General features: G+C 47.8%; 16 protein-coding genes and 2 pseudogenes. 7 read left to right on the forward strand and 11 right to left on the reverse strand.

The features are described from left to right. Nucleotides 1-29: 29 nt before the first annotated feature. From MJO46_RS16095 to rluA, 3 genes are all read right to left on the reverse strand, one after another. Nucleotides 30-3,653 (reverse strand): S8 family serine peptidase, encoded by a 3,624-nt coding sequence (locus MJO46_RS16095; RefSeq protein ID WP_253990195.1) that lies wholly within the window; start codon nt 3,651-3,653, stop codon nt 30-32. 205 nt (nt 3,654-3,858) lie between these two features. Beyond that, complete coding sequence (asnC, locus tag MJO46_RS16100; RefSeq protein ID WP_007645479.1) at nt 3,859-4,320, reverse strand: transcriptional regulator AsnC; 462 nt, start codon at nt 4,318-4,320, stop codon at nt 3,859-3,861. A 95-nt stretch (nt 4,321-4,415) separates the two neighbouring features. Further along, nucleotides 4,416-5,093, reverse strand: a complete 678-nt coding sequence (gene rluA, locus MJO46_RS16105; protein WP_253990196.1) for a bifunctional tRNA pseudouridine(32) synthase/23S rRNA pseudouridine(746) synthase RluA — start codon at nt 5,091-5,093, stop codon at nt 4,416-4,418. 191 nt (nt 5,094-5,284) lie between these two features. On the opposite strand from rluA, the gene MJO46_RS16110 reads away from it, so the two are divergent. Next, entirely contained in the window at nt 5,285-7,201 is a 1,917-nt protein-coding gene (locus tag MJO46_RS16110) for a U32 family peptidase (RefSeq protein ID WP_253990197.1), read from the forward strand. Between the two features lie 170 nt (nt 7,202-7,371). Continuing rightward, complete coding sequence (locus MJO46_RS16115) at nt 7,372-7,746, forward strand: PH domain-containing protein (RefSeq protein WP_253990198.1); 375 nt, start codon at nt 7,372-7,374, stop codon at nt 7,744-7,746. Between the two features lie 88 nt (nt 7,747-7,834). Here MJO46_RS16115 and MJO46_RS16120 read toward each other — a convergent pair whose 3' ends face one another. After that, a complete protein-coding gene (locus tag MJO46_RS16120; RefSeq protein ID WP_253990199.1) occupies nt 7,835-9,997 on the reverse strand; it encodes a toxin-antitoxin system YwqK family antitoxin in 2,163 nt (720 codons plus the stop codon). 184 nt (nt 9,998-10,181) lie between these two features. Here MJO46_RS16120 and MJO46_RS16125 point away from each other — a divergent pair, with 184 nt between their 5' ends. Further along, the gene (locus MJO46_RS16125; RefSeq protein ID WP_253990200.1) at nt 10,182-10,499 is read left to right on the forward strand and encodes a cupin domain-containing protein; all 318 of its coding nucleotides are present in this window, start codon (nt 10,182-10,184) and stop codon (nt 10,497-10,499) included. A gap of 67 nt (nt 10,500-10,566) precedes the next feature. Here MJO46_RS16125 and MJO46_RS16130 read toward each other — a convergent pair whose 3' ends face one another. The 5 genes and pseudogenes from MJO46_RS16130 to MJO46_RS16150 form a co-directional block, all read right to left on the reverse strand. Beyond that, nucleotides 10,567-11,739, reverse strand: coding sequence for an AAA family ATPase (locus MJO46_RS16130; RefSeq protein ID WP_253990201.1), 1,173 nt, complete (start codon nt 11,737-11,739; stop codon nt 10,567-10,569). Nucleotides 11,740-11,805: 66 nt separating this feature from the next. Next, on the reverse strand, nt 11,806-12,972 hold the full coding sequence (locus tag MJO46_RS16135) for a membrane dipeptidase (RefSeq protein WP_253990202.1): 1,167 nt from the start codon (nt 12,970-12,972) through the stop codon (nt 11,806-11,808). Between the two features lie 117 nt (nt 12,973-13,089). After that, nucleotides 13,090-13,530, reverse strand: a complete 441-nt coding sequence (locus tag MJO46_RS16140; RefSeq protein WP_253990203.1) for a SufE family protein — start codon at nt 13,528-13,530, stop codon at nt 13,090-13,092. A 92-nt stretch (nt 13,531-13,622) separates the two neighbouring features. Further along, nucleotides 13,623-14,789, reverse strand: a pseudogene (locus tag MJO46_RS16145) (cysteine desulfurase). Nucleotides 14,790-15,167: 378 nt separating this feature from the next. Then, a pseudogene (locus tag MJO46_RS16150) lies at nt 15,168-16,562 on the reverse strand (DEAD/DEAH box helicase); the annotation flags it as partial. Nucleotides 16,563-17,049: 487 nt separating this feature from the next. On the opposite strand from MJO46_RS16150, the gene MJO46_RS16155 reads away from it, so the two are divergent. The 4 genes from MJO46_RS16155 (at nt 17,050) to cyaB (ending at nt 22,679) form a co-directional block, all read left to right on the forward strand. Beyond that, the gene (locus MJO46_RS16155) at nt 17,050-18,096 is read left to right on the forward strand and encodes a DUF3626 domain-containing protein (protein WP_253990205.1); all 1,047 of its coding nucleotides are present in this window, start codon (nt 17,050-17,052) and stop codon (nt 18,094-18,096) included. Nucleotides 18,097-18,345: 249 nt separating this feature from the next. After that, nucleotides 18,346-20,316 carry a cysteine/glutathione ABC transporter permease/ATP-binding protein CydD gene (gene cydD, locus MJO46_RS16160; protein ID WP_253990206.1) on the forward strand — a complete coding sequence of 657 codons (1,971 nt, stop codon included), beginning with the start codon at nt 18,346-18,348 and terminating at the stop codon, nt 20,314-20,316. Then, nucleotides 20,313-22,064, forward strand: a complete 1,752-nt coding sequence (cydC, locus tag MJO46_RS16165; protein WP_253990207.1) for a cysteine/glutathione ABC transporter ATP-binding protein/permease CydC — start codon at nt 20,313-20,315, stop codon at nt 22,062-22,064. The genes cydD and cydC overlap by 4 nt, the downstream gene beginning before the upstream one ends. A gap of 30 nt (nt 22,065-22,094) precedes the next feature. Further along, entirely contained in the window at nt 22,095-22,679 is a 585-nt protein-coding gene (cyaB, locus tag MJO46_RS16170; protein ID WP_253990208.1) for a class IV adenylate cyclase, read from the forward strand. 52 nt (nt 22,680-22,731) lie between these two features. Here cyaB and MJO46_RS16175 read toward each other — a convergent pair whose 3' ends face one another. Further along, a complete protein-coding gene (locus MJO46_RS16175; protein ID WP_253990209.1) occupies nt 22,732-22,911 on the reverse strand; it encodes a helix-turn-helix domain-containing protein in 180 nt (59 codons plus the stop codon). Nucleotides 22,912-23,007: 96 nt separating this feature from the next. Next, nucleotides 23,008-23,742 (reverse strand): DUF599 domain-containing protein, encoded by a 735-nt coding sequence (locus MJO46_RS16180; protein ID WP_253990210.1) that lies wholly within the window; start codon nt 23,740-23,742, stop codon nt 23,008-23,010. Nucleotides 23,743-24,095: the final 353 nt, after the last annotated feature.

Below are 24,095 nucleotides of genomic sequence, written 5' to 3' on the forward strand. Positions count from 1 at the left end.
TAGGCTCCCTTCTTCATGTCCGTAGATTATTACTTCATACGACGACGCATTGCCGCTAATGGTAATAACAGGGCTGTTAACCAACCAAGAGCACCACCACCAGATGATTCTGCTTCTTTAGCATTCACTGTAATAGTTGCCGTGCCTGCATCACTTTCTAGTTTTCCATCCGAAGCTGTCACAGAGAAAGTTAACACATGATCGCCACTAGGAGCTGCGAAGCTTATTGCGTTTCCACCGTTAGTAAACGCAACTTTAGTTCCGCCAGTCTGCACCCAGTTATAAGTTAAAACATCTTTATCAGCATCTTTACCATTTGCCTGGGCCGTTACAACAAAGCCTTCTGTACTTGTCATCCCTGTAGGCGCAACTGTTGGCTTAGTATTGTTGATTAAGACAGTTATCTTAGCTGGCGTAGAAGTATTACCCATAGTATCTATGGCAGCAACTTCAACCTCAATAGTGCCACTTTGTTGGTTAATAACAGCATCGTCACTCAATCTGACTGTACCGTCTTTAGCAACTAATACCATACTGCTGTTGGAACTGAGTGTCACAAACTCTGAGAATGGGCTGGTCAGCATATCAGGGTCTGTAGCCGTTATTTGGCCTAACACTGTGCCTGCAGCCGTGCCTTTATCTACAGTCAGAGTCGTATCTGCTACTGTTGGAGCTGAGTTGCCCTCATCGGTTGTATTGGCTACAACTGACATAGAACCCGAATCGGATAGGAACATAAAGCCCTTCACATCATCGCCAACTTCAGCTTCTAAAAGAGCACTTGCACCAGGCTTCAACTCAGTCACTTCTTTACCATCAGAATCGACTAACATTGCAGATGTACCTGAAGCGTCAAGAACGAGTGTCGCTTCAGTGCTGTCCTCATCCCCTGATGGCGTTGGAGCCCAGTCGCTATCTTCGACACGGTAGCGAACTTTAATCGTTTTTCCTAAGTCGGTTTCGGTCAAACCTACATCTTCGAAACATACTTTACTGGTTAAAAAGTCATTGCCAGTAATATGGAAAACGGGCTCTAAAAATCCGTCTGACGTGCCGTATGGAGAGACTAAACCGTAAATCGATCTTGGGTACGCATCGTTAAACCAGTTTAAGTTTACTGTTGCTGCGGTATAGTCCCAAACACCATCATTATTGAGATCATAGTCAACATTGTAACTTGCAGTTAAGGCATGAACGATAGGATCGCGCATTTGTAGCGTGTTATAAATGGCAATACCTGCTTCACATGAACTACTTAATAAAAGTTCACTTGATGCATTGAGTAAATCGTGACGCTTTGATGCATCAACTGGGCTTGTTGCAATTAACGGTGCAGTGAATGGATCTGTGATGGACGTAGCACCAATGTTGGTTAGTGTACGAACTAGGCCCGCTTCAGTTGCTTCCGTTGCGACTGAAATTGCTGCCGCAGCTTTTGGCAGAATATGATAAACCAAATGCAGTGCTTTTTCTTCGCCATCCATAAATAGGATCGCACCATCATACTCAGACAATGTTAGTGCAGTAGAAGCATCTGCTGCAGTGCCATCAAGTTCATATGATGAAGTTAGTGACCATTCAGGCAGTTTGGTAGGGTCAATGGTCGCTGTAACATCAAAATCAACAGATTGCCCAGCAGGAATGGTCACGCTTGTTGGTAACGCAAAGCTGAGTGCACCGGAATCTAAGTCATTCTGGAAGCGTTGATCGACTTTTAATGTGTAAGTTTTTTCAGCCGTTGAGAAGTTTTTAACTGTGACTGTTTTAGTCATAGTGGTTGTTTTATTAAGAGCAAGCAAACCAAAAGCGAGTGCTGCTTGGTTTGTTTCTTTGTTCCAAGCTGCGACAGGAAGATTTATCGCTTTCTCAACATCGACCAGTCCTGAACCAATATAACTAATCGGTGCTAACTCAGTGTCTGGGTTAATTTCTTTTGGCTCAAGCGTTATATCTAAGTTAGCTGCGTTCATTATCGTAGCTTTAACTTCAAATGCATTGCGATGGGGTAAAGCTTCACGGATGATGCTGACTGCACCAGCAGTGATAGGGCTGGAGAATGAAGTACCACTAATTGGCGTTAATTCATCCCCGTAGCCAGGGTGTGCAGTCAGAATATCTGTGCCTGGAGCGGTAATTTCTGGCTTTAAAGTCCCTGCAATTGATGGTCCACGTGAAGTAAAGGTTGCTATTGCACCTGCTGTAGTGACTTCAGTTGATGAAATGCTAAATGGTACATCTCCCGCAGCGAGGGCCGTTTTGATTGCATCACCATCTTCTTTCGAAACCATTACCGAAGGTATAGTGATATTATCGTCCGTGCCACCCATTACAATTGCGCCAGCGGCGTTATTGGCAACGATAACAAATGACGCGCCTTTCAATTGTGCATTTAATACCTTGACAACGAAGCCGCAAACACCACGATCAATTAATACGGTTTTGCCCGTTAAATCTTCTCTATAGGCTGCGCAACCATTCTTATTAGCTGCGGGATAGACAATCGGAGCTGTTATATTAGTGAAGCTATAAACATTGGACTTGTTAAAACCTGCAGCAACCGCCGTGACTGAATTACCCGCAATCAGTGCTTCTACTTTACCGACTTTTGTCGTTGGGTGTGTCATTGCACCTACAGATAGTGCGCTGTTCGTTGTACTAGGGCCTCCGACCACAAAAGGTGTTGGGCCATCATTTCCCGCAGAAATAACTAGGTTCACACCCAGCTGAACCATCTCATCAATCATCACTTGAACGGCACCGCCGTCAGTATCACCAAAGTCACCGCCTAATGACATGTTCACTGTATCCACGCGGTCGCCAATATCGCCGTCACCGTTAGGATCCATTGAAGCTTCCAGGGCATTTAATTGTGCAATACCAGAACAACCAGAATTACAAACTGAATAAACGAGTAGTTCTACATCAGGAGCTACACCAACCACAGAATGGCTCACATGGGTGCCGTGGTTAGTGCCAGCATCAATTGGATTTGGATCGTTATTAACGAAGTCCCAACCACCAATGATTTTACCTTGTGGCCAGTTTGGTTGTTCACTCTTTGCTGCAACGGCCGCTTGGTAATCTGCAACTAAACCAGAACCGCCGAGAGCTTTATGAGTGTAGTCAACACCTGTATCCAAAACTGCAACTTTTTGGCCTTTACCCGAGGCAATACCTGCTTCAATGACTGTTTTGGCTTTTATATATTCGGCGCTATCTGCGACATCTAGTTTGTAGTCATAGATAGGTAAAATATCTGCAACTTCAGGATTTTTAAGTAAAGAGACAAGTTTTTTACGATCGCCTTGAACAACAATGGAATTCACTAATTTTGAGGTGGTTGCGACAATTTTAATGTCAGCATCCATACTTTGAATTGCACTTCTAACATTGGCCTGTGAGCTTTCAATGTTGCTCATTACTGATTGTTGGTTAAAACCCTTCTGCTGGCTTTGTTGGGCAAGTGAAGGCGATTTAAGTTTGATCATCCAAGCAACAGCTTGCTTTTGCTCATTGTTTCCATTTTTTGAAACGCTGAGACCAGCATACTTATCTGTGGTTTGGTTGGTCGTATTGTATTGAGCTGTTGTACCAGCAATGGCTGCACTTGATAGTAGGGCAGCAGATATAGCAATCGATAGTTTTGTCTTCACAACTTCTTCCTTGTCAATAAATGTCTAAGCACTTTGTAAATCGCACTTGTTTATGAATTGTTATAGCTTTGCTGCGCTCTTTTGGCGTTAGCAATGAAGTTGTAACACAAAAATGTTTTGTGGTTAACACTTTTAGCTGAAAAAAGACTTAGGTCGCATTTTTACGGTATTTTGTTCTGATTGTAATAACTTAGTCGATTTCCATCTAAGGCTTTACCGCCCTGACAATCGGGTTTTGCAGGCTGATGAGTGTTTCAGTTGACTGAATTTCGTCGATGGATTGGATGCGATTGATGAGGACGTGCTGTAATCCGTCGATGGATTGGCACATTACCTTTACAAAGATGCTGTAGTTGCCTGTGGTGTAATAGGCTTCGACCACTTCTTCAAGGGCATTGAGTTTGGCGATAGCGGCGGGGTAATCACCCGCGCTTTTTAGATTTATGCCGATAAAACAACATACATCATAACCCAGCGCCTTAGGATTAACAGTGATCTGCGCGCCTGTGATAATGCCCGCTTGTTTCATCTTTTCTACCCGAACATGGATAGTCCCTGCACTCACTGCGAAACGTTTAGCGAGTTCGGCAAAGGGGGTACGCGCATCCTGCATTAGGGCTTCGAGTATATGATTATCAAGCTGATCACGTTGAAATGCGGTTTCCATAAACAAACTCTCTATAACATAATGAATTGTCATAAAGTTACGTTTTTTTATAGGGAATTGCTACTGCTTTTGCGGTTCTCAGTTAATTTTAGTGATCATTGTTCGCCTTGTGGATCACAAAATGGCGCAGCGGCACTAAAAGTCATACTGACGCCTGTGTAGGGGTGTTTAATCGTAAGTTCTGCTGCATGCAGCAGAAGACGAGGTGCTAAGGATTTAGCGAGCGGATCGGCATAGAAACCGTCACCGAGAATGGGGTGCCCTATCGCCATCATATGGACCCTTAATTGGTGTGAGCGGCCGGTGATGGGAGTGAGTTTGACTAAGGTTGAGCGCTTGGCGCGACTTAAAACTTCATAGTGCGTCAATGAAGGTTTACCGATCAGATGGTCGACCTTCTGTTTAGGGCGATTTGGCCAGTCACAGATAAGCGGATAATCGACGCTGCCAGTATGGTGTTTAATGTGGCCAGCCACCCGGGCGATATAGGTTTTGCTGGTTTCTCTGTCGTGGAATTGGCGTTTTAGCTCACGCTCGGCACTGCGAATGAGGGCGACGACTATGACGCCCGAGGTCGCCATATCGAGGCGATGAACGATTTGGCAGTGGGGATGCTCGGCTTTTACTCGGGCATAGACACTGTCGTAGTGGGCGGGATCTCGACCGGGCACTGACAATAATCCCGAGGGTTTGTTGATAACGATAATGTCTTTATCTTGATAAAGAATATCGAGCCAAGGTGTTGTCGGTGGTTGGTAAATAAAATCAGTCATCATAGTGCCTATTCGTCAATGCGGGGCAAAGATACCCTGCTAGGCTTGAGGGTGCAAGTGCGTGCCTTGAAAGATGCCTGTTCTAGGGTGAACTAAAGCGCGTTAGTTGATGATTTGCTGATAGAGGTGTTTTTCAGTTCTTGCTATACTCCCGTCCTTTTCGTTACCGATTATTTTGAGCCTGTGAAGCCATGAGCCAGACAGAAATTTACACACCAGAGAATCTTTCTCACGTCCATAACCGCCTTGAGTTATTGGCGCCAGCAAAGAATGCCGATTATGGTATTGAAGCCATTCGCCACGGTGCGGATGCGGTCTATATTGGTGGTCCTGCATTTGGGGCGCGGGCAACGGCTGGTAACAGTGTTGAAGATATCGCTCGCCTATGTACCTATGCCCATCAATACCATGCTCAAGTGTTTGTGGCGCTCAATACCATCCTGATGGACGATGAGCTGGACGCGGCCGAAAAACTGATTTGGGCGTTGTACGAAGCCGGCGTCGATGCACTGATTGTGCAGGATATGGGCGTGTTGCAACTCAATTTACCGCCTATTGCCTTACATGCCAGCACCCAAATGGATAACCGTAATCCTGAAAAGGTCGCCTTTTTAGAGCAGGTTGGCTTCTCCCAGGTGGTGCTCGCCCGTGAGCTTGGCCTTAGCCAAATTCGTGAAGTGGCGGCGCACACTAATATGCAGCTCGAATTCTTTATTCACGGTGCACTTTGTGTGGCTTATAGTGGTTTATGTAACTTGAGCCATGCCTTCAGTAATCGCAGTGCTAACCGCGGTGAGTGCTCGCAAATGTGCCGTTTGCCGGGGAATTTAAAAACTCGCGCGGGGGATGTGTTAGCACAGAATGAACATTTATTGTCCCTCAAGGACAATAACCAAACCGATAACCTCGAAGCCTTAATCGATGCGGGTATTCGTTCATTTAAGATTGAAGGCCGCCTCAAGGATTTAAGCTACGTTAAAAACGTCACCGCCCATTATCGTCAAAAATTAGATGCGATTATGGCCCGTCGCCCCGAGTTTAAGGCGTCATCCCACGGTCGCTGCGAACATACTTTTACCCCAGATCCTGAAAAAACCTTTAACCGTGGTAGTACAGATTACTTTGTGAATGAGCGTAGCCAAGGGATCAAGGATTTCCGCTCGCCAAAATATATCGGTCAAGATGTGGGCAAGGTGGTCGCCATCGGCAAAGACTTTATTCAAGTCAGTTCAACCCACGAGTTTAATAACGGCGATGGTTTAGCCTACTTTCCGCCAAACTATGCGATGGCTAAACAATCCGATGACAAACTCCAAGGTCTGCGGGTTAACCGCGCCGAAGGCCATAAATTGCATGTGTTGCAGGTGCCAAAGGATCTAAAAGTCGGTATGACCTTATACCGTAACCACAATCAAGCCTTTGAAACCATACTCTCTAAGGAATCAGCTAAGCGGATTATTGGCGTGGATATGCGCTTAATCGATACCGCAGCTGGGGTGGCGCTGACGCTAACGGATGTGTATGGCTTGAGCGCAACGGTTGAACTTGAGGTTGAAAAAACGCCCGCAACCGATGCCGAAAAAACCTTGCAGACTATCCGTACACAACTTGCAAAGCTGGGCAGTACAGACTTTGTTGCCCGCCAAATTAGTATTGAAACCGCTAAGCCATGGTTCCTACCTGCCTCTGTGTTGAACGGTTTGCGCCGTGATGCCGTCGCTGCACTCGAGCTTGCCCGTGTAGCAGGCTATCAACGTCCTAAACCTTGGAAATATAATCAAGATGCGGTCTATCCGGTTAAACATTTGAGTTACTTAGGTAACGTAGCCAATGAAAAGGCCAAGGATTTTTATCAACGCCACGGTGTGATTGAAATTCAAGATACCTATGAGAAAAACGGTGTCACCGAAGATGTGCCTTTGATGATCACTAAGCACTGCCTGAGATTTAACTTCAATCTTTGTCCTAAGGAAGTGCCGGGTATCAAAGCCGATCCTATGGTGCTCGAAATCGGTAACGATGTGCTTAAGCTGGTCTTTGATTGTCCAAAATGTGAAATGATGGTAGTCGGTGAGAACCGCCAAGTTCGGGGCCAGAAGCATCTCTAAATAGCGGATTTATACTCAAGATGAGCTGATACTGAGTGAGTATTTCACGTTAAATCAGCCGTTAAATCGATCTTTTAAGCCCAGTTTATGTCCGCCCATTAACTTGTGTTGCACAGAGGGTAATGAGCGGATATCTTATTGAAATAAAATTAATAATAGGGGATGTAACTATGGGATTATTAGACGGTTTACTGGGCAATGCCTCCGAGGTGAATTTACAGGAACTTGCCGAGGAGTTAAGGCCGATTATGGGCATTCAAGAAGAACTCAAACTTGCCTATAAAGTGATCCGCGATCTGTTTATTTTTACCAATAAACGCCTGATCTTGATCGATAAGCAGGGGATGACGGGTAAAAAAGTCACTTATCATTCAGTTCCCTATAAATCTATTACCCATTTTGAAGTGGAAACCACAGGCCATTTCGATATGGATGCCGAGCTTAAAATTTGGATCTCAGGCCAGAGTGAGCCATTAGTCAAAGAGCTTAAACGCGGCACGGATGTGGTCGGCATTCAAAAAACGATCGCCACTTTTGCACTTTAGTTTTCCGTTTATTGCGCTTTTCCAGTGAACTAAAGTAAGCCTTATTTTACGGAGGCTTACTTTAATTTCCCGCCCTAAACACTCAATATTAGTTAAACATAATCGAGCTAGAATTAGTGGTATGTTCTATTGGCTCACCTGCCATAGTGTAGGTTTCTGAGAGCTTAAGCTTGCCTTGCTCATCGTATTGATTATGAATACCTACCCAGAATTTTTCTTGTCCTTGAATATTCAGATTACCCTCTTCAGCGAGGCGGCCATTGGGGTGATAGCGTTTCATCCCATAGAGTTTGCTCGCGGGATCGTATTTGAGCAGATAGGACAGAATGGCTGCCTCAGCCTGATTAGATCCCTTTTCATTAGCATCAAAGTAGTGACGGCTTTCAACAAGCACACCTTGGTCATCTAGCCAGACTTCGCGGTTCACTTGGCCTTGGGCATTAAACTTTTGCCAATGGCCTATGTCTGTATAGTTATCGTCAAGGATCTTGATCGTGCCCGTTTCGAGTATCGCACCTTCCGGAGACAGGGTTTTAGCACTAAAGTTATCGCCCATAGTTCGGGTTAATAACCAACGAATCGCCCCGTCTTCATAGTATTCGATGCGGGTGTCAGCTATGCCCTCTTGATAATATTCCCTTTGATTATTATCAAGAATATAACCACAGCGGGTGTTGGAATGGTGCTGATACGAGACTAGCACGCCTTGCTCATTATAGAAGCTCGATTCCTTAAGATACCCTTGACCATCACGGATTTCATATACCGAAACAGAACGAATAGTACCGTCTTCATAGAACCAGCGGGCGGTGCCGTCGCGATTGCCCGCCGTGTGGGGTAAATACATCTGGATTTGCTGGTTTTCGTAGTATTCGATAAACGGGGCAATCGAAAGATTGTCTTTATATTGGCCTTCGGCCGAAAGCACTCCACTTGGAAAGTAGCTTCTAAATTTACCTTCCCTTAACCCATTTTTTAAGTCAATTTCTAGGGCGAGTTGGCCGTTCTCATGGTACCAGAGGGCGGTGCCTTGCTCTTTACCGTTCTCAAAATAGTTCTGTTCTTCGAGCTGGCCATTGGGGTGCCATTTTACACTTTTGCCCTGTAACTTGCCGTTCGCATTAAATGATTCACGCCATGCGGGCTTGCCTGTGTCGTAAAACTCTTCAATGACTTTACCCGAATGATCGGCAGACATTTTTTGCTTAATAACACCATTAGCATGGTACCAAGTGGCTTGATATTCACGGCCTTGGTCGTAGTGTCTTTCCGCTTCTAGCGAACCATCTTGATAATATTGTTTTTCGATCCCATGGAGGGTATCGGTCAGCAAAGGGCGGATAAGCTGGATTTGGCCTGAAGGATAGTAACGGGTTAAGGTGTTGATATAGCGGCCATCGCTGTCAAGCTCAGCGGTTTCTTTCAGCTGACCATCTTCATAGTAGTGGCTGATAAACATGCCATTGGGATGGCGATCTTCCCTTTGATTGATCCTGCCATCATGGTCATACCAAGTTTGTAGTCCAAGTTGCTGATCATTGATGAAATTTCCCTCAAATAATAAAGTGCCTAGGGCATCGAACTGGCGGGTTACACCCTCACGCTCACCGAAATAGTTTGAGTCTACGGCTTGGGTCAGATCCGGGGCTTGGGTGACAATTCTTAAGATCCTTAGGCCTTGATCTGTATCAATTTGATGGAAAGTGCGATGCAATTTTCCCGTAAGGCTTGCGTAGTCTTGAATATCGCCTTGCACTATTTGATGGCTGTCTATCGTGAAGTGACTTATCAGTAAGGCATCGATATTATTCAATTCTACCTGCCACAATGTCGCCGCGGTTTGTGGATAAGAGCCTTGGATGTGTTTAGGGGTAATACTGCAGACTTTCTCTTTACCTAACCAAAAATGCTTTTCTAATGTATTGGTTTTATGAATGATCTCAAGGCGATCAAATTGGGTTTCATGGAAGGCGCATGGCTCGTTTTCGCGCTCCCAACCGAGGAGTTCGATGGTTTGCTGTGCCTGGTAGTGGTAGATAACCATGTCGCTCGCGGCGTTTGCTTCCCGTGATGTTGCATCCGTCTCGGTCGCACTGATGCTTAAACTAAAATGCCGCTGAAAATCCGCAGCCTTTCTGGGCGATGCAGCTTGTTGATCTTGTTGGGGATTTAAAGGCTTAATGTCCTGGGGGACGTGGTGATTTTCTCGGGAATTAAACAACTTAGTTTTGAGTGCGCGAAACAACGACATCGGGCGAAATCTCCATATCCATATGTAAAACAATAAGCTTATCTGAGGGATACTCACGGCTGGTGAGTTTTCAGTGCGCATATCATAGCGGTTTATGGTTTCATTTCTCAATGTTGTATTCGTTAAAATACCCGAATATATGGGATGGAATGGCCCATAAATTGGAACAAGATAAGGATAAAAAATGGTTCACAATTTTTTTAGTGATATCCCCGCCGATCTATCTGCGGAGGTGTTTGAAAAATTGGCGGGGAGTTCCAATGTGACTATCGAGCGCATTATCTCCCATGGGCAATCAACCCCGGTCGGGCAATGGTACGACCAAACCCAACATGAATTTGTGGTCTTGCTTAAGGGGGAGGCGACCTTAGTATTTGAGCAGGGTGAGCAGGTGGTATTAACCCCAGGGGACTATTTAACTATTCTGCCCCATCAAAAACACCGCGTCGCTTCGACCTCGACTCATAGCGAAACCCTCTGGCTCGCGGTATTTTACGATTGATAAGGACAGCCCTTTGTCCTGTAAGTTAGCTTGTTAACATTACCGATTACCGATTACCGATTACCGATTACCGATTTTTCCATAGCCAGCTGGGCGTATTGAGTAAGTCCTGGCCTTGGAGCTGCGTTTGGCCTAAGGTCTTGTCTAGGGCCAAGGTATTGCAGTGTTCAAATTGACTTAAGGCATTGATAAGTCGATTGGCATGGGATACCACCCAGAGTTGGCACTCCTGTGACACCTTAGCAATTAAGCGGGCGAGTGCGGGCAATAAATCTGGATGCAGGCTAGTTTCTGGCTCGTTTAACACCATAAGCTCTGGCGGTCTTGGGGTGAGTAGGGCGGCGATTAATAGCAAATAACGTAAGGTGCCATCGGACAATTCACTGGCATTGAGTGGCCTTAATAAGCCATTTTGATGAAATGCTAGCACTAAAATGCCGCCGGCTTGCGGTTCGATGCAAACCTTGGCCCCGGGAAAGGCATCGCTCACCGCATGGTCGAAGGCCACTTTATCACCTATTTCAAAGATGGTTTGGATTGCTGAGGCTAAATCTCGACCATCGTGGTGCAATACTGGCGTGGTAGTGCCCAGTTGTGGTCGACGGGCTGGCGCTTCGGCATCGGTTCTGAAGTGATCGTAAAAACGCCATGCACGGATACTATCGCGCAGTTTTAACACTTCAGGGCTGCGCTCTGGATCGGCCAGCTCGGTAAAAATACTGTCGCCAGTTTGCAGGTGAGCACCTAAGGTTATCCAGCCCTGTCCATCCGCACTGCGACTCTTTACCATAGGGCCTCGGCGTTCAACAAGTACAGTCGAGGGACGATACTTAGGTCCATTCCAAATGGCTTCGCGCTTGATTTGTGGATCTAGGCCAAACAAGGTTGTGACATCGGGTTTAGGTAAACCAAGTTCAATAAGATAGCTAAAATTCTCGCCCGCAAACCCAAGCTTTAAGCGTTTTGGTGCTTGTCTCACGGTAGATTCAATCGCAGTGTCACCCACTAACATGCCTTTAGTGGGTTTTTCAGGTCCCGCCCAAAAACTGGAGTCCAGTCCGCCCTCTTGGGCTAAGGCATTAACAACACCGCCTTGCGCCGTTTGCGCAAGTAAACGTAGTGCCTTGTATAGATTAGATTTACCACTGCCATTCGCCCCAGTAATCAAGTTGAGCTGTCCTAAGGGCAAGACGATGTCACGTAGTGAGCGATAATTGGAAATGGCGAGTGTGGTCAGCATAAAATATCCAAGACTAAAACGAGCAGCTAAGCCAGTAAATCAAACGGGTCGATATAACAATGGCATTTACACTAGTACGTTATTGAGCACCCTTTGCCAGTTGCCGCCCATAAAGCGGTCGCGGTCGGTGGACTTAAAGCGTGCTTTGGCGAGGGCGTCATCGATGCGACTCATACGGTCGATATGATTTAACTCGGGGATCACTACGTGTCTTGGTTCTACATCGAAGCCTAATACTTTTTTGGCCCTTAGGCTGTACCACCATTCTTGATACTCTTTAATGCCCTGGGCATTATCATTATTCAGTGCTAACAGATTTTCTTGGCCGCGTAGCGGAAAATCATTAGCGATGGCGACACAATCCACCCCACCAACACGGGCGATATATTCTAGGTGGCGAATATAGTCATCAAGTGTGGGCACGGGTTTATTGGTCAGCCAAAAGCTCATCATAAATACCCCAAACACCCCACCCGTATTGGCAATGGCGCGGATCACTTCATCGGGTGAGCAGCGGGCATGATTGACTATGCCGCGGGCCGCGCCGTGGCTTTGCACTATGGGTGACTGAGTGATTTTTGCCACATCTAAGGCGGTTTGGGCGCTGGAGTGGCTCACATCGACGAGGATATTGGCATGGTTAAGCTTGGCAATCAGTGCTCGACCGTGGGCGGTGAGCGGGTTATTAAGCCCACCGCTAGCATCATTGTCTAAGGCGCCGCCGGCGAAGGTATTGCCATAGTGGTGAGTGAGTTGCAGTGCCCGCAGCCCCTGCTGATGGAATTCATCGAGGCGTGCCCATTGGTTGGCATCGCTGTCTTCTTCGACACAATCTGCGCCTTGAATTTGAAAAAATACCGCCGTTCGTTGGCTCTCCCGCGCGAGCTGGATATCGCGCCCCGTCAGGCCTTGCAGCAAAATATCTGGATGTTCGCTTACCCGCTTGGCGGCCTGTTTGATGCTCTCCATACAGGCCTTATAGGTGCGTTTGTAGTTTTGCGTACCGTCGGCCTGTTCTATGGTTTCAATGGCGGAGATATCACAAATATAGGCATCGAGTTTAGAAGCAGTTACATCACTTAAGTCATCGGGAAGAAACGATAAACCATCGATATAGAGCCGTCTGGGAGCTGCGGCTAAGCTTGGAAAACTGGCCATTTGGCTTAACAGTGTGGCTGCGCCAAGGCCTTTAAGCAGGGTTCGACGTGGGTGATTGACTGCCTTGTTGGGCATGCTCTGTTCCTATCCATTAACGCAAATATAACTTCTTTATACCCTATAACGGCGGTTGAAGTCTTTGATTAAATCCCTTTTTTGGTTATCTAGGCTGTAAATTGAAATCACTTTGGGTTATTGGGCGCAGTCTTTGATCGCCCTTGCAAGTGCATTAAGGCCGTTAGTGCGGGACGGGCTCAGTTGGCCTTCTAATCCCAATTGCCTGAAATAGGCATTGGGGTCAAAATCCTGGATCTCCTGCGCGGTTTTACCTTGATAGGCACCGAGCAATAAGCCAATCAACCCCTTGACGATGCGGGCGTCGCTATCGGCTAAATAGTAGTGTTTACCCGCTTGGGCTAAGTGGTAGAGCCAGGCATCGCTTTCACAACCCTGTACCTTTGCCGCCTCGAGGCGAAATTCACTGCTTAAGCTAGGTAAGTCTTTGCCAAGCAGCATAATTTGTCGGTATCTTTCCTGCCAATTTGCCGCCTGCGTGAAGCGTGCAATAAGGGTGTCTGCATCCTGCACTGGATAGTGAAAATCGGCCTCGAGTGGCTCTGGTTGAGTTGTCATAGTTAATCCTGATTTTATGAGCCTGCTGGTTTTACGCGCCTGTTGATTTTACGAACTTAGAGATTGAGCCTAGTCGACTTAGTTATTACCTATCATAGCAATAGCGCTTTTACCGAGGTGAGGGCGCTAATAAAACGGTCGATATCCGCTTTGTTAGTGTAGATGCCAATTGAGGCACGGCAACAGCCCTTAAGGTGTAAGCTTTGCATCAATGGCATGGCGCAGTGGTGGCCGCAGCGCACGGCAACTCCTTGTTGGTCGAGCAAAATTCCCACATCTTGATGGTGCTGATCGGCGAGGTTAAAGGCGACAACACCGATATTATCATCGAAGGCCGCGTATAAATTCACCTCACCGAGTGCGCGCAATTGGCTGTGTAAATAATGAAGGAGTTCGGCCTCATGGGCTCGAACTTGGGGCGTGAGTTCGGTTTGAAGAAAGCTAACCGCGGCGCCTAACCCTATCACTTCGGCGATCGGCGGCGTGCCCGCTTCTAAACGATTCGGCAGACTGCCAAATTCTGTCACCTCAAAGCTCACGCGTTTGATCATCTCACCGCCCGTGAGTAGGGGAGTGAGACTCTCTAAAATCTCGAAACGGCCATAGAGCACACCAACGCCGGTTGGACCATACATTTTATGCCCCGAAAAGACGTAAAAATCACAATCGATTTCAGCCACATCGATAGGCATATGGGCAATGGCCTGCGCACCATCGACTAAGGTGATGGCTCCCTCTGCCTTGGCTAATTGCACTAATTGCGCCACTGGGTTGACTGTGCCTAGGGCATTGGAAACATGGCACAGGGCAACGACTTTTGGTTTTAAAGCGAGCAAGGCTCGGTAGGCGTTGATATCCAAACGGCAGTCTTGCTGGAGTGGAATGGGCTTAATCACCGCCCCGGTGCGTTTGGCCAGTTCCTGCCAGGGCACAATATTGGCGTGGTGGGCGGCGGTGTCGATTAATATCAGATCGCCCGCATTGAGCTGCGCCGTGAGCCCAAAGGCGACTAAGTTGATAGATTCGGTCGTGCCATGGGTGAAAATGATTTATTCACGGCGTTTTGCCCGTAAAAAATGCTGTAATTGATCGCGCACCTTTTCATAGTTTACCGTCGAGCGCGCCGATAACTGGTGTGCAGCCCTGTGCACATTGGCATTGTCGTTAGTGTAATACTGCGCCATCGCATCCAATACGCTTTGCGGTTTTTGGCTGGTGGCCGCAGTATCGAGGTAGCAGAGCGGATAGCCATCAAGCATTTGATTCAATAAGGGGAATTGCGAGCGGATCTGAGTGTTAAATGCTTCTGCCTGTAATGTCGCTGCTACCTTAGGATCTAAAGCCGCATTGGCAGTAGCTTGGGCATTTGCTGGGTTAGGTGTTGGCGCGGCAGATTGAGTCATGGATAAGGCTAAGGGCAATGAAAAGGCCAAGGGATCTTCTGTTATCTTAAATCTGAATGCAAGTATTAGCGATTTGAGCCATGAACGGCAATTTGCCTAGATGCTCGATGGTTAAGCACATCAAGGGCCAAATCTATGGATTTTGGCCCTTGATGTTTATTGGAGCTAATGCTTATTTGAACTGATGCTTATTGGAGTTAAAGATAACCCGCTAAATCATCCCCATGGCTTAACGTGCCTTGGATTTTTATCCTTAGGTTGATGGCCGCGGGCGACATCGCCACTGCGTTGCCCATCTTTATGTTCGTGGTTTTTGGGCGTCGAGGCTTTTTGTTGACGTTGGCTATTGTCTTTATTGCCTTCGGCTTTTTGAGCATCACGGCCAGAACCCGCCCTTGGGGCTGGCTTACCCGCACTACGGTGATTGCGACGGCTAGGGATGGTTTTTACCGTGTTACTTTTGCCACTCGCATTTAAGCGTGATTCTGGCAAGGCATGTACCGGGCTGAAACCTTCCACCATTTCACGATCGAGTACGCGGTTAATTAAACGCTCGATATCGTTCAGCAGTTTGATTTCTTCACTGCTGACTAATGACACGGCCTGTCCGGAAGCGCCCGCGCGCCCAGTACGGCCGATACGGTGCACATAATCCTCGGGTACATTGGGTAAGTCGAAGTTAACCACTTGAGGTAACTGATCTATATCTAACCCACGGGCGGCAATATCGGTCGCGACTAATACGCGAACTTGGCCCGTTTTAAAATCGGCTAAGGCTTTAGTGCGCGCGGTTTGACTCTTGTTCCCGTGGATAGCCGCCGCTTTAATTCCGGCTTCTTCGAGATTTTTAGCTAAACGGTTGGCGCCGTGTTTAGTGCGCGAAAATACCAGCACTTGTTGCCAATCGTGCTGTTTAATCAGTTGGATTAACAGCGCCGATTTTTGGGTTTTATCGACGGGGCAAACCCATTGTTTTACCGTAGTGGCCGCCGCGTTACGCGGTGTGACGGATATTTCAACCGGATTATTAACTAAGCCCTTAGCCAGCTCACGAATTTCGTCGGAGAAAGTGGCCGAGAACATCAGGTTCTGGCGCTGCTTAGGCAATATGGCGAGGATCTTGCGGATATCACGAATAAAGCCCATATCGAGCATGCGATCGGCTTCGTCTAAGACTAAGATCTCAAGCTGGTTGAACTTCACCGCTTTTTGATTGTACAAATCCATCAATCGACCCGGGGTGGCGACTAACACATCGACACCGTGGCGTAGCTTAGCGATTTGTGGATTGATAGGCACCCCCCCAAATACAACGGCCGAGCGCAGTGGTAGATATTTACCATAGGTCTCAACACTTTCGGCAACCTGCGCGGCTAACTCGCGGGTGGGCGTCAGCACTAAGGTGCGCACTTGACCCGCCTGAGCCTTTTGACCTTTGCTGAGCAATTCGAGCAGAGGCAAGGTGAAACCTGCCGTTTTACCTGTTCCTGTTTGGGCGGCCGCCATCACATCTTGGCCTTGAAGCACAGCTGGGATCGCTTGCGCTTGGATGGGCGAAGGTGTGTCGTAACCCTGTTCGGCGACGGCTTTAAGTATCGGGGCAGATAGGCCCAGGGAGGTAAAACTCATAGATAGGTCTCTTGTGGCAACACTGTGCTGCATTTGTGGTCAATGGCCAGGTACGCTGGCGGGCGTGCAGCTTACAGGATCAGGCCCTTAAGTGCCATCGAATAAAGTTTATCTGCCCCAGCGGATGGCGTTATCGGCGGTATTAGGGCTAGGGCGGCCTAGCTCTATCCTGTCAATCTGTCACTCTGTCACTTTTAAGTGTAGCCGCATTAGTGTAGCGGTATTTAGTGATAGCTAATTTATCTGCCTGTCAGTATCTTGTTCAGGAGTTAGCGAAAGATCACGCTTATGTTGATTTGTTTGCTTTTAAGTTATTGCTCTTGGAGTAAAATAATCAACAGGTTGTAATGGTTTTATCCTTAAGTTGAAAAACAGGCATTAGCTAAGATACGTATGGATAGAAAGTGATTTGCGCTTGCCTCAGGTCCTATTTCTTTTTTAGGATAAAATTTCAAGAGATGATTATGCACCTCATCATAGGTGGATTATGACAGCGATACAGCACATTGAACGCCTTGCCCGCGGACGCAGTGAACAGGCCGTTGCCGTTATTAAAAACGTGCAGCAGATGTCCAACATTCCCATGCATGAGATGCAACTAGCCCTCAAGCAACTCTTGAGTTGTGGCCGTATCGCGCTGCATTTTCACCCCGATAGAATCGATAGCCGTGGGCTCACAGTGGCCGAAGGTTTGCTGCGCGATGGTCAGTATCGTAGCCAGTTCGAAACCCATATCTCCAATGGTCAGCTATCACCTGAGTTAGGTGGACCAAGGGATCACTGGGAAAATCAACTCTTTGGTAATGTCTATAAGGGGACTAAATCGCGGCCTAAGTATGGCGCCCTAGATCTGGGCATGTGGCAGGATGGCCCCGCGCCACGTTTTGGTAGCTGTTATCTACTGACCCATCCCCATGTGATGGCGCGCTCGACCTTTACCTATCTCGACTCTTACCGCAACCCCAAGGAAAAGGGCACGCTGGCATGCTTCGACGATATTCTCGCCGCGCTGCTGACCGAGAGTTTTGAGCGTCACTATGCCTTGGGTAAAATGGATTTTAAACCGCTGAATATTATCCATTATTTAGGGCATCAGTTGGATGCTTCCGTGCATTCTCGCTTTGAACGGCCCCTATCGAGCAATCTTGATCATTATATTGAGGCGCAGATCCACGGGGATGTTGCCCTCGATGAAGATATTGCCATGCTGGTCGCCGACGCCAGTTTTAAGGGCACAGATATTGGTGAAACCCTCGCAAAAATGTGCCGTAGATATGGCATTGAACTGCAATTCCATCAGGGGTTTAGTCTGCATACGGCGCAGATCCCCAGCGATTTTCGCGGGCCGACTATGCCATCTCTGGCGAGCCGGATTGCGATAGACGAGCAGGTGAATGCCTATCACCTTGGTGTGGCGGCAAGGGATCTATATCATTCCCCACAACATTGGCGCGACCGTGGTAACCGTGCCCAGGTGGCCCACGAGCTTAAATTACTTTGGCATGTGTTAGTGAAATACGGCGTTCAGCCATAAAACAGATTGGTTACTGAAGATCCTATCCCAATACTGCCCACCTTAAGTTCCATTACCATTGGAATTTATTGATCTTTGTCTCATTTTTGTGAGTCTGTTAGCAAAAGCCTGTGATGGGGTTTCATCTGCCTTAGATGCCTGCGATACTGCGTCCCTATCGAAACTTTGAGCCTCTTGCAAATTTCTTGTGTTGAGTGTTGCTCGCGTGCATTTTGACTATCAATTGAGCCATTTTTTTGTTGGAGCACCATGGATAAGTCGTTAGAAAAATCCCTTCTTGTGTGGCTTAAGGCGCAAAAAAAAGCCTGCGGCGGGTTCCTTAAATTATCGGTATGCTTGGGGATGCTAAGCGCCGTCGCTATGGTGGCGCAGGCCTTTATTATTGCCACTATTCTCGATGGTGTGATTATCGGTAATAAACTTCTTCCCCTTGCGGATGCTGCGCCGTCCGTTGCCATTAATGCCAGCAGTTATATTCCCCATTTTATGGCCTTGATTGGCTTAATTTTGCTGCGTTCATTGCTTGCCTATGGCCGTGAAAGGGCCAGTTTTGAGGCCGGGAAACGACTACGGGAACATATTCGCAGCCAAGTGTTAGATAAATTGACTCGGCTTGGTCCAGCCTTTATTAAGGGCAAACCCGCGGGCAGTTGGGCCAGTATAGTGCTAGAGCAAATTGAAGATTTACAAGACTTTTACGCTCGATATTTACCCCAAATCACCCTAGCGGGTTTTATTCCGATTTTGATCCTTGCAGCGGTATTCCCCATTAACTGGGCGGCTGGATTGATCTTGCTGCTGACGGCGCCCCTTATTCCTTTATTTATGATCTTAGTGGGTATGGGGGCAGCCGATGCTAATCGTAAAAACTTCAACGCGTTAGCTAGGTTAAGTGGCCATTTTATGGATAGATTAAAAGGCTTAAGTACTTTGAAACTATTCCACCGTGGTGATGCGGAGCTTAAGGTGATCGCCGATGCCTCTGAGGAGTTTCGCAGTCGCACCATGGCGGTGCTGCGGATGGCATTTTTAAGTTCGGCGGTGCTGGAGTTTTTTGCCGCCGTATCGATTGCCGTGTTAGCCGTTTACTTTGGATTCAGTTATTTAGGTCATTTAGATTTTGGCTACTATGGCGCACACGCTCAACTTGGGCCTAATGCGAATGAGGGATTACCTTTTAGTCTGTTTGTTGGCTTATTTATTTTGATCTTAGCCCCGGAGTTTTATCAACCGCTGCGGGATATGGGCGCCCATTATCATGCTAAGGCGCAGGCCATTGGCGCCGCCGAAGCACTATTGATACTACTCGAGCACCCTGAGCCTGAAACCGTTGGGACTGTGCAGCTTGGAGAGTTAGATAGTTTGAATGCCCAGGATCTGGAGGTGTTTAGCCTCGATGGCACTCGCCTATTAGGCCCCTTAAGTTTTAGCCTCAAACAGGGTCAGCATTTGGCCTTAGTGGGGCCAAGCGGTGCGGGTAAGAGCAGTTTACTCAATGCCATTTTAGGTTTTTTACCCTACCAAGGCAGCCTACAGATTAACGGCCATGAACTGGCTTCACTCGATTTAGCCCATTGGCGTCGGCAATTGGCTTGGCTTGGGCAAGAGCCGCAATTGTTCCATGGCACAGTGCGGGAAAACGTGGCCTTGGCTAATCCTTCAATGACCGATGAGCAAATTTGGCACTGGCTAGCGGCGGCCAATATCAAGGACTTTTTTAAGGCGCAACCACTAGGCTTAGCGTCCGCCGTTGGCGAACAATCCTCAGGATTATCCGTCGGCCAAGCCCAGCGGATCGCCCTTGCACGGGCTTTGGGACAGGAGGCGCGTTTATTTGTTCTCGATGAACCTACCGCCAGCCTAGATAGCCAGAGTGAACAGCTGGTGAGTTCGGCCCTCAATGCCGCCATGAAAGACAGCATGTGCCTGATGGTCACCCATAGATTAGACCTTTTAGATCAAATGGATAGCATTCTAGTGCTGGATAGGGGCGAAATAGTGCAGCGGGGGGATTTTATGGCCTTATCCAGCAGCCCAGGTTTATTCCACACCATGCTAAGGGAGAATGTGGCATCGGTGGCGGATATTGAACTGCTAGCGCCCTTGCCCGCGGAGGATGATAGTTTGCAGGGCGATGGGGCTTTAGCCGTGACTCAGCTAGAGAGTCGCCCAGATAGCGGCGTTTATGGTTTAGATAGCGGCAAAGGAGAGGCGCAATGAGAGTGTTAATTCCCTTTATCCGTTTGTTCTCCCGCCAATGGCTAATGATGTCCCTAGGGTTAGTGTTAACCCTGATCACTCTGATGGCGGGCATAGGTTTACTGTCACTTTCTGGGTGGTTTCTTTCCGCTACGGCCGTTGCAGGTTTGACCATAGTTACGGCGCAGTCCTTTAACTTTTTCACTCCAGCTGGCGGGGTACGCTTTTTATCTATCGCCCGCACTGCCAGCCGTTATGGCGAGCGTTTAGCGACCCACGAGGCGACCTTTAAACTGCTGACCGAGCTGCGGGTCTGGGCGTGGCGAAAGCTTTTTCCCTTAAGTGCTAAGGATTTACAGGGTTTACGCCGCGGCGATATGCTCAATCGGTTAGTGGCCGATATTGACACTCTCGATCACTTGTACCTGCGACTCCTGACCCCCATGGCGGCGTCGCTGCTGATGACGGGGCTTTTGTATCTGTTTCTCGCTTGGTTTGATGCCAAGCTTGCCTTGAGCCTGTGTTTATTTTTAGTCGCCGTTTGGCTAGTGATGCCCTTGCTATTTTATCGTCTTGGCCATGGGCCGAGCCGGACTATGCTCGAAACTAAGCGCCAGTATCGGGTGCTATTATTGGATATCTTGCAAGGTCAAGCCGAACTGAGCCTATTTGGGGCAAATGACCGCTATAGGCAAAAACTGAGTGACGCCGAAGTCGCACTCTACCGCAGCCAAAGTGCTATGTCTAAGATCACCGCGCTGAGCCAAGCCATGCTGATCATCGCCACGGGTTCGGCGCTGATCATTATGCTATATCTTGCGGCAAATGGGGTGGGTGATGCTAAACCGCCCGGACCTATGTTTGCGCTTATGGTGTTTGCCACTATGGCCTGCGTGGAGATGATGATGCCGATTGCGGGGGCATTTCAGCATTTATCGGGTTGTGTGCTTGCGGCAACGCGGATTAATGGGATAACAGAACAAGCATCTAGCATCTTATTCTCGGCGGATCATAGCCTTAAGGCGACAACGGGTGCCCTAGCAATCGAAGACATTCATTTTGCCTATAGTGCACATCAGACCGTGCTGCAGGGCTTGTCACTCGAAATAAAGGCAGGGCAGAAGGTTGCGCTGCTTGGTCCTACTGGATGTGGTAAGTCGAGTCTATTGGCACTGATTACCCGTGAATGGCAGGCGCAGCAGGGGCAAATTCGCCTCGATGGACAGCTAATCACTGAATACAGCGAGCGCGCGTTGCGTGAGTCTATGACTGTGGTGAGCCAACGGATTTATTTGTTTGCTGGCACTCTGAGGGAAAATTTGGCCCTCGCACTGCCAGTGGTTCAAGGTCAAAAACGCACTGCTCATGATGCGCGCTTTATCGATGTACTTAAGCGCGTGGGATTGGGCGCTTTACTCACGGCGGATAAACCGCTGGATATGTGGATTGGCGAGGGTGGCCGGCAATTATCCGGTGGTGAGCAGCGCCGTATTGGGGTTGCAAGGGCTTTGCTGCGCGATGCACCGTTATTATTGCTGGATGAGCCAACCGAAGGGCTAGATAAACGTACCGAGCGGGAAATCTTAAGTTTACTATTTGAATTTGCTAAGGATAAAACCATGCTTATGATTAGCCACCGTTTAACGGCTATGGCTAAGATGGATCAAATCCATCTGCTGGATGGCGGCAGGATTATGGCATCGGGAAATCATCAGCAGCTACTTCAAGAGTGTCCAGCCTATCAGGCACTCTATCGTCGCTTGGGCTGAACTTGATTTTAGAAAGAGTGAAAATCTTTGATGAATAACTTAGTGCCCGCAGAGCTTGCACCACAAATCAATACCCATTTTAACGGCAAGTTTGAGGTAGAGCTTAAATATCGACTCGCGGATCGTGAAGCCTTTTACGCGAGCCTAAGTGCTAAATCCCCCGAGGTCATGCTCAAGGATAACCTTGAGCATGATTGTTATTTTGATTCTCCAACCGCATCGTTAGCGGCGGAGCATAAAAGCTTATGTATTCGTGAGATGCAGCCCTCTGGCATTATGCTGTGGATAGTTAAAGGCCCAGAAAAGGATCGCTGCGAAGCTGTGAATATTAGCGATGCGGCTAAAGCTAATAGTATGTTACGTACCTTAGGCTATGAGTGTGTACTCGAGATCAACAAACGGCGCAGCGTGTATTTTCTCGGGGAATTTCATTTAACCTTAGACTGGCTCGAAGGCCTAGGTGATTTTGCGGAGCTGGCGATTATGACCGATGATGAAGCCAAGTTGTCTATCTATGAGTCGCAGCTCCTCGCCTTGGCCGCAGAACTTGGGCTAGATGAATCACAGCGAGAGTTTTTATCCTACAGACAGTTACAGATGGCCAGACAAGCATAAGCGAGGCATCCCAAGTCCATTTGGGGATGAATCGATAAAAAGGTGCGACGGCTTATCTGCCTAAGCGTTGCGAAAAGGCTAAGTAGCGTTTGACCTCTTCTTCGGGGAATCGTAATTCTTCTCCGTCTTTCACACTGCTGAGCAGGTTTTCCCGCGCATAGCGTTTAATGGTGGCGGGGGATTTATCGAGCAACTTACAAACTTCATCTAAGGTGAGTAAATTATCACTCATGGCTTACCCTCATTTTTGATTGGTGATTAGCCCAATGAGTATAGAACAAGAATAAGCCTGCGCCCTTGGCGGACGCAGGCTCAGGTTTGGTTGCAACTATTTGGATTGGCGCTGAGTTTCGCGCGCTTGATACTCAATACCTAGGTGTGCCTTGGCGGCGGTAATTGCCAGCACAGCGCGGGATTTAAATTCACGGCGATAAAGGGTCACCACCACAAACAGGCTGGCCGAAATAAAGAGGATTGGATGGACAAACCAACAGAGGACCGCCATTGAGAAATAATAAGCCCGCAGACCATAGTTATAGGAGTGAGCCGCTTGATCTTGTACTGTGGCCATCTGTCTGGCATAGGCTTTGAGATTGTCATTTGAGCCATCCGCGTCCAATGGGCCAGCGCCTATCATCACATTGACAAAGCCGTATTGGCGCATCGACCAAGTAAACTGGAAGAAGGCCATCACAAAGATCACCACCAATAGGGCTAATTTCACTTGCACTAGTGAATGATTGGGTGGCGTAGCATAGGGAATCGTGGCTATCACGGCTTCGAGGCGCTCGACTTGGGCAAATAAGGTTAACACCCCCGCGAGCACAAACAGCGTGGTCGAAGCGAAGAAGGCAATATTGCGTTCAAGGTTTGCCAGTAGCGCCGCATCACCTACACGCACGCCGCGAGTCATCACCTCAAGCATCCAGTAAATTCTATGCTTATGCAGACCACGGGCAATGCAGTCGGTATCTCTCGCCTTACGTCGGGCAAAGGCGGTATAGCCAGCCCAAGAAACGATAAACCACACCAATGCAGAAATATCTAATAGCGAGAATGTCATAGCCACCTTATTGTAAAGTCAAAAGCCGAAGTCAAACATCATCAAACCCAATTACACTGTGATTATGAAGGCTTTTATCTTCTAGGCGCAATCCCCTAGTATCACTTTGAAATCCATCCTATTCACAATTTGAAGCCGCTCACATTGGTTTTGAAGCCTCTCGTAGGGTGAGGTTTATCGATGGAAGAGTGCTGAGGGATTACAGCCAAGCAGCAAGGATGCTTGGGTGCTTAGCGTTTGCTGATATTCACCGACAGCGGCTCGCCATGGCATTCGTTCACCGACACGGTGAATAGAAACCTACGGTTTCTGAGCTTATGAATTAGAGCTGTGGACGGCGAGCTGGCTGTTAA

The organism is Shewanella sp. KJ2020 (genome assembly GCF_024197625.1).
Classification (GTDB): Bacteria; Pseudomonadota; Gammaproteobacteria; order Enterobacterales; family Shewanellaceae; genus Shewanella.